Here is a 6,850-nt window from a genome sequence, read left to right as displayed (position 1 = left end):
CACGCTGGTATCGTGGGTTCAAATCCCGCACGGGTCACTTTTGGAGGATTAGCTCAGTTGGGAGAGCATCTGCCTTACAAGCAGGGGGTCACAGGTTCGAGCCCTGTATCCTCCATTAACAATTAAATAATGTTTTATTTTAATTGTATTATAATTGGGCTATAGCCAAGCGGTAAGGCAACGGTTTTTGGTACCGTCATGCGCTGGTTCGAATCCAGCTAGCCCAATATATAGAATAAATGAGCAGCTCGTGTCTGGACTTTGGCATGAGCTGTTTTATTTATTAATTGATTGTAATATAAAAGTTTTAAGCGAAGACGGAAACCAATCATCTTTCGGTTTTTATTTTAAATTTAAAACAAAATGAGGCCGGGCAACAACCCGACCTCTTCACTATTTTAAAGATGAGACTGCAACAGCGCAGTAGCTGGCTAGTAGGTCAAACACTGATAAATCAGCATTTTGACTTACCTCAATAGGCTAGCTGCGCGTCGTAGCCATCCTTGCGGGGGTGGGAAGACGAACTTAGACAAGCTAGTTCTTTCCCACTCCCCAAATTGCAGGATATTTATTCTCGATTCAATATGATGTGCCAAACAAAAAAGCCAACTCCGATAATAAGAGCTAACCATGCCCATAATTGTAGTGTTAAATAGATTTTAAAAGTTAGTAACCCTAAAACCCAGCTAATTAACATCATTGCTAAACCAGCAATATCACCACCAAGACCATCTATACCACAAGTAGCAATGTAAACAATCCCTGAGGCAAGATACAAAAGGGCAACTATTAATTCAGCGGTACCGCCATAGATTCGAACGAGTGCATCAGGACTGCCAAATCCTTTTACAATTGATTGAACTAAAATAATAATAGCAAGTACAATCATAATAATACCAACGATTATTTTTGTCATCTTCATAAGAAAAACCTCCTCAACTATATTTTACCCGTTCGTTTTAAATTATTAAATAAAATGGTACTGAGAAGGGCTTATTTAAGTCGAAAAATTAATTAGTTCTTCCTTGGTTAATTTTTTTCAATGACTCAACAAAGACTTCATACGGCTGCGCTCCTGTAATTGAATATTTATTATTAATCACAAACAGCGGGGCGCTTGGCATTCCAATCATAAAGGCTTGACGTTCATCTTTTCGTACCTTATCTTCATATTTATTTGAATTAAGAATTTCCGTAACTTCTGAAGCATCCAAGCCAAGTTTTGTCATACTTGAAGTAAGTATGTCATTATTAGCAATCGATTTATTCGCAACAAAATAAAGCTGATATAGTTGATTAATAGTTTGGTTTAGAAGTCGTTGATCATTTAAGGTCTCTACGTATTTAATTAAGCGATGAGCCGCAAGCGTGTTTACTGGAATAGCATTTTCCATTTTGATAGTTAAAGAAGCAGTAGCAGCAAATTGATCAATCTTATGAAGCTGTGCTAATGCTTGATCTTTAGATATTTTATGGGATTTAGCGTAATAATCAGGCATTGTTAGCTTTGTTGTCATTGGTAATGTTGGATCTAATTGAAACGACATGAATTGTAACGATGTTTGATCCGCAATTTTTAATTCATTCAATGCTTTTGCTAAACGTGTAATACCGACATAACAATAAGGACAAGCAATATCTGCCCAATATTTAATTTCCATTAATAGTCGCTCCTTAATTATTTAACTTTAGTATTAATCTAACCATAAAACAAGGCTAGATACCAGCATCAATATTGTAATAGGGATTGATTTAGACTTTTTAAACCTGTCATTAAAATTATAGTTTTAATTCTACCGAAATAAAAAGCCCTCCAATAGGATCATATTTTCGTAAATCTCTATTTACTAATTATGCATTGTATTTTGTAAATTAAATTGTGTAAATATAATCAGCATTTAAAAGATTTTATATTTGGCGCTATTTATGTAATACTTAGGCTGAATTATTTATTAGTTAAAGGAGCTTTTGCTATGAAACATACAATTAATATTGACAAAGTTCGTGACGGATTATGGCTAGATTCAAATATCACATACACGCAAGTTCCTGGTTGGCTTGGTAATACGACACGTGATCTCAAATTATCAGTTATTCGTCATTTTCAAACTAACGATGATACGCAATATCCAGTAATTTTTTGGTTTGCTGGTGGCGGCTGGATGGATACTGATCATAATGTTCATTTGCCTAACTTAGTAGATTTTGCCCGCCATGGCTATATTGTTGTTGGCGTTGAATATCGCGATAGTAACAAAGTCCAATTTCCCGGTCAATTAGAAGATGCTAAGGCTGCTATTCGTTATATGAGAGCTAATGCTAAGCGCTTTCAAGCTGATCCAAACCGCTTTGTAGCGATGGGCGAATCTGCAGGTGGTCATATGGCTAGTATGCTCGGTGTGACTAATGGACTTACTCAGTTTGATAAGGGAGATAATCTTAAGTATTCGAGTGCCGTTCAAGCTGCAATCCCATTTTATGGTGTAGTTGATCCACTAACAGCAAAAGAAGGCAGTGTCTCTAACGATTTTGATTTTGTATATCGTAATCTTTTAGGAGCAGAACCAGAAACAGCTCCTGACCTCGATTCAGCTGCTAACCCCCTCACCTATGTAAATGCAAACACCGTTCCCTTCTTGATTTTACACGGAACAAAAGATGTTGTTGTACCAATTAAGGATAGTGAACGACTATATGAAAAATTGGTAGAAAATAATGTTCCTGCAGAACTATACGAAATAAATGGTGCTAGTCATATGGATGTCGCATTTATGCAACCGGAAGTGTTTAAGATTGTATTGACATTCTTAAAGCAGTATTTAGACTAAATAAACTATGTAATTAGCAACCTATTCAACTAGACAAAAGCACCTATAAAACGTTAGTACATCAGCGCTTTATAGGTGCTTCCTTTTATATAATTCCTTAAAAATGCGCCCCCCGAGAGTCGAACTCGGATCATGAGGACCGAAATCTCATGTGCTATCCATTACACTAAGGGCGCTCAATAATTATATTTTAACTCATTTATTATAAAATAAAAGTACTTTTGTCAATTTATCTAAAAAATAATGAAATATTACACTTAAAATCTATCTATCTGGGCGTACTATATAGCGATATTGCCTATTTTAGGCTTAACCACCTTTACCCTTATTTCAAAACTTAATATAATATACGGTATACTGTTATAGGGAGATATTCTACTAATGAAAAAACAATCAACAACCATTATTTCAATTATTCTTTTAATTATCATTGTTATTTTTGCTCTTCTTAATACAACAACGGCTGAAGTAAACCTACTTGGATTGCATGTACGAATGCCACTTGTGCTGCTTATCTTTGTTTGCTTATTAATTGGTGCTGCTATTATCTACCTTCTCTCATTTTCAACACATTTAAAAGCAGATAAAGAACTAAAAGAATTGAAGGCATCTAAAGTTAGTAAAGATGAACTTAAAAAGTATCAAAAGAGCATTGATCAGTTGCAAAAAGAAAATGTATCTTTGCAGCAGCAAATAAAAGAATTAGAAAAACAGTCACTAACAACAAAATAAGAATTTGGAGTGGTCAACAATATGAATGACCGCTTTTTTTGAAAGGAAAAGAATTTAGATGAATAAATATCGTTTTATTGCAATAGATGTTGATGGAACGCTCTTAGATGATAAAGATCATTTTAATATTAAGCGTTTCAACACGGATGTTGCAAAACTAACTCAACGCGGATATCACGTAATTATAGCCAGTGGAAATAGTTATGATGCCTTAACTTCCATATTTAAACCATGTCCGCTGATAAAAAATTTTGTTGCAGAAAACGGTGGACGAATTATTATTAATGGTCAACCAATCACGGGAACGCCTCATTCATTAGCAACACTACAATTATTATTAACTACTATTGATAAGTCCTTTCCAACGCCAGACATTTTATCACTGTCAGGAGAATCGCAAACCTTTATCGCAAGTCAATATCGTGATGTTCCAGTTCCTTACTACCCTCATCATGATTACTTTGATAATCTCCAAGAAATTAATGAACCGATCTATAACCTTAATATTAGCTGGTTTAGAAAGCAACTTGCTCAATCAACAATTCAATCCTATGTTAAACGCTTAAACGCAGATAATATTCAAGCAACTTACAGCGGCGCTTATGGCATTGATATTCTCCCTGCCGGAGTAAATAAAGCAAACGGGCTAAAACAGTTAGTTAAAGGTGCATTTAACGGTCATATGAACGAAGTAATGGCTTTTGGTGACACTTCTAACGATATTGAGATGTTGCAAGAAGCTGGCTATGGCTATGCGATGAAGAATGCGACAGCAGATTTATTAAGAGTGGCTGACGGTATAACCTTACTTGATAATAACCATGATGGTGTGCTAAATGAAATTGAAAAATGCTTTTTATCTCAAAGAATTTAAAACATTATGTAAACTAAAAAGATAAACCAAAAAGCATAACTTCTCAGTCTATCTTTTAGTCGTTATTATTTTAATATACCCCGCCATCGTAGAAATTGTAAGATGGCTTATTAAAGTCATATTCTGAAAGCTGTGACATCTTAATAAAGTTATCAGCGATCCCCCAGCTCATTAAATTAATCGGCTTACCAAAGTCTTCATCAGGAATAACCACCATAATATATTTACCAAGAGCTCGTGCCATTCCTAATTCAACGCCCATTCCAACATCCTCTTCTTCCGGGATATAAACTGCTAATAACATGTCAGCAGTAGAAACACCTACTCTATCACCATTATAAGTAGCAGTACTCCATTCACGATCTTGAAGAAGCTCAGGATGTTCATCTACACGTAATCCCTTATATTGGTGTTGGAGTGGCACATACGAATTTTCTACATCCACAGTAGAATTAGCCTGAATTGCTTCCATGGCCGCTTCGTAAGCTTTATTTTGCTTGTCCGTAAACCAACCAGCACAGAAGTAAACAGTCTTACTCTTTTGACTTGTCATTAAATGAACTCTCCTTTATTTTTTGTTCATTTTAAATTTTATCATGAAATACCTCTTCTAACCAAAGATCAATTAAAATAGCAAATTATTAGCATTAATAACACCTAATTTTGCTTCAAGGCTTGGCTGATAAGTTGTTTGGCGGCAACTGCTACTGAAACATTTTTATTCTCAGCATATTCTTTAAGTTGTTGATAGATTGCTAGGTCGGTTGCTCCTCGCCAAATTAGGCCAGTCACTTGACCATGTTCTTTATTCATTTGTATCCTTCTTCCATAAAATATTAGCAATTTGCTTTATTATTGATGTTCGATTATGTAATTGAAAATGAGTTGTCTTCGGGTAAACTTTTTGATGATATTCGACTGAAGGATGTGTCTTAATCAATGCCTTTAACATTTCAGATTGAATATGGGGAACAGATCCATCGGTTGTCTTATCTCCTTCCTCACTCCCCATTAAGTTATAAATTTTTACCGTATAATTTAATTGCCATCTTTTCATTTGCAAAAATAGCTCTTGGAAATTTTTATCCGTTGATTTATTAATTAAATGATATCGATATTTTAACTGATCACTTAAGCTTTCTTCGACGGGAACACCAAGAAAAACAAGTTTATTCAACCGTAAATGGTGTTGTAAATATTTTGAACTCATATAGGCATGGATAAATTCGGTTCCCCCGTAAGAATGGGCAACTACATTAGTCTTATCTATATTGTAATGCTGATGCAGGTACTTTAAGACACTTGTAAGTTGCTTTACTTGTGGATGATAAGTTGAATTATAGTTCCATGTAAAAAGGACCTGAATTAATGCATTTTTTTGACCGTTAAATTTTCCTTCTGTCCAAATTCGACCATTGGGAGCTACCCAGATGGTCAATACCTTTTGTGCGATATGTTTTTGCTGATAATACTTAATTAATTTATCATAAGTGGTCGCATTTCCTCCCCAGCCTGGAATTAGCAGAGTTGGCGTTGCTGAATATTCAATATCGCTTCGATACTCTTGGGAAGATAAAGCTTTTGCCGGCGTACTATGCATTAAGAAGCCTTGGATTCCAAATGCAACGAGAATAATGCCACCTAAACTCATTCCAATGATTTTTAATTTTTTCATCAAATCATCTCTTTTTATATTTCATTTTCACCATACTTCTCATTATACGCGAAAAAACTTCAGTAAGACATTTTGTCCACTGAAGTTTTTCGTGATTATTAAACTTTGGGATACGCGATTAATGTTAGTTTGCCGTTGATATATTCACCAAGATAAATATCCTCAATGCCATTATAACCTGCTTGATGAATTTGTTCATAAACCCATTGTTCATCATGGTGAATTAATTCCATAACATCAATGTTTATTTGACCATCATTTATTAAGGGAAAGCGGACATTATCTTCATCATTTTCAATTATTACTAACTGACCATTCTGCTCCAAAATTCCGCTTTTTACTTTTGATATTTCATAAATTCCGTGACCCCGTAAGCGAAACATTAAATCATTAGCAGTAATTCCCGCTCGCATACAATTTTCAACTAATAGTTGACCATTTTGAATTAAAATCTGTGGTCGTCCATCAATAATTCGCCGAACCCATGCGTTGTGGTCTTTAGCAAATTTTACTAAGAAAACAATCAGAGTCCAAATAAGTAAGACCATAATAAACTCAAGAACTGAAATATCACTATTATAAATAATTCCGCCAATAATTCCCCCAAGAACATAATTTTGAACCTGGTCAATTGCGGACGTAGGTGCTAAATTACCTTTTCCTAACAGGTTGATTTGAAGAATCAAGCATAGCATTCCGAGTACAAACTTAATAATGATTAGTGAGTAATTATCCATGCGT

General features: G+C 34.8%; 9 protein-coding genes and 3 tRNA genes. 5 read left to right on the top strand and 7 right to left on the bottom strand.

Annotated features, from left to right (window positions below; genetic code table 11):
• Nucleotides 1–42 precede the first annotated feature (42 nt).
• Together H5S39_RS02335 and H5S39_RS02330 are read left to right on the top strand one after the other, a co-directional pair.
• Nucleotides 43–115, top strand: a tRNA-Val gene (locus tag H5S39_RS02335).
• A 40-nt stretch (nucleotides 116–155) separates the two neighbouring features.
• A tRNA-Gln gene (locus H5S39_RS02330) sits at nucleotides 156–227 on the top strand.
• Nucleotides 228–568: 341 nt separating this feature from the next.
• On the opposite strand, the gene H5S39_RS02325 is transcribed toward H5S39_RS02330, so the two are convergent.
• Together H5S39_RS02325 and H5S39_RS02320 are read right to left on the bottom strand one after the other, a co-directional pair.
• Complete coding sequence (locus H5S39_RS02325) at nucleotides 569–922, bottom strand: hypothetical protein (RefSeq protein WP_182595319.1); 354 nt, start codon at nucleotides 920–922, stop codon at nucleotides 569–571.
• Nucleotides 923–1,010: 88 nt separating this feature from the next.
• Complete coding sequence (locus tag H5S39_RS02320; protein WP_182595320.1) at nucleotides 1,011–1,661, bottom strand: DsbA family oxidoreductase; 651 nt, start codon at nucleotides 1,659–1,661, stop codon at nucleotides 1,011–1,013.
• A 312-nt stretch (nucleotides 1,662–1,973) separates the two neighbouring features.
• On the opposite strand from H5S39_RS02320, the gene H5S39_RS02315 reads away from it, so the two are divergent.
• Nucleotides 1,974–2,828 carry an alpha/beta hydrolase gene (locus H5S39_RS02315; protein ID WP_182595321.1) on the top strand — a complete coding sequence of 285 codons (855 nt, stop codon included), beginning with the start codon at nucleotides 1,974–1,976 and terminating at the stop codon, nucleotides 2,826–2,828.
• A 104-nt stretch (nucleotides 2,829–2,932) separates the two neighbouring features.
• Here H5S39_RS02315 and H5S39_RS02310 read toward each other — a convergent pair.
• Nucleotides 2,933–3,004 (bottom strand) — tRNA-Arg (locus H5S39_RS02310).
• Nucleotides 3,005–3,209: 205 nt separating this feature from the next.
• Here H5S39_RS02310 and H5S39_RS02305 point away from each other — a divergent pair.
• A complete protein-coding gene (locus tag H5S39_RS02305) occupies nucleotides 3,210–3,560 on the top strand; it encodes a LapA family protein (protein ID WP_182595322.1) in 351 nt (116 codons plus the stop codon).
• Between the two features lie 58 nt (nucleotides 3,561–3,618).
• Entirely contained in the window at nucleotides 3,619–4,434 is an 816-nt protein-coding gene (locus tag H5S39_RS02300; RefSeq protein ID WP_182595323.1) for an HAD family hydrolase, read from the top strand.
• A 70-nt stretch (nucleotides 4,435–4,504) separates the two neighbouring features.
• Here the strand turns inward: H5S39_RS02300 and H5S39_RS02295 are convergent, their stop codons facing one another.
• The 4 genes from H5S39_RS02295 to H5S39_RS02280 form a co-directional block, all read right to left on the bottom strand.
• Complete coding sequence (locus H5S39_RS02295; RefSeq protein ID WP_182595324.1) at nucleotides 4,505–4,987, bottom strand: nucleoside 2-deoxyribosyltransferase; 483 nt, start codon at nucleotides 4,985–4,987, stop codon at nucleotides 4,505–4,507.
• Nucleotides 4,988–5,091: 104 nt separating this feature from the next.
• Nucleotides 5,092–5,247, bottom strand: a complete 156-nt coding sequence (locus H5S39_RS02290; RefSeq protein WP_182595325.1) for a hypothetical protein — start codon at nucleotides 5,245–5,247, stop codon at nucleotides 5,092–5,094.
• A complete protein-coding gene (locus tag H5S39_RS02285) occupies nucleotides 5,240–6,112 on the bottom strand; it encodes an alpha/beta hydrolase (protein ID WP_182595326.1) in 873 nt (290 codons plus the stop codon). The genes H5S39_RS02290 and H5S39_RS02285 overlap by 8 nt, the downstream gene beginning before the upstream one ends.
• A 95-nt stretch (nucleotides 6,113–6,207) precedes the next feature.
• Nucleotides 6,208–6,846 carry a DUF421 domain-containing protein gene (locus H5S39_RS02280; RefSeq protein ID WP_182595327.1) on the bottom strand — a complete coding sequence of 213 codons (639 nt, stop codon included), beginning with the start codon at nucleotides 6,844–6,846 and terminating at the stop codon, nucleotides 6,208–6,210.
• Nucleotides 6,847–6,850 lie beyond the last annotated feature (4 nt).

Origin of the sequence: Limosilactobacillus rudii, assembly GCF_014145455.1 — a bacterium.
Lineage (GTDB): Bacteria > Bacillota > Bacilli > Lactobacillales > Lactobacillaceae > Limosilactobacillus > Limosilactobacillus rudii.
Note: the sequence above shows the minus strand (reverse complement) of the source record. Positions and strands in the feature narration are given on the sequence as shown.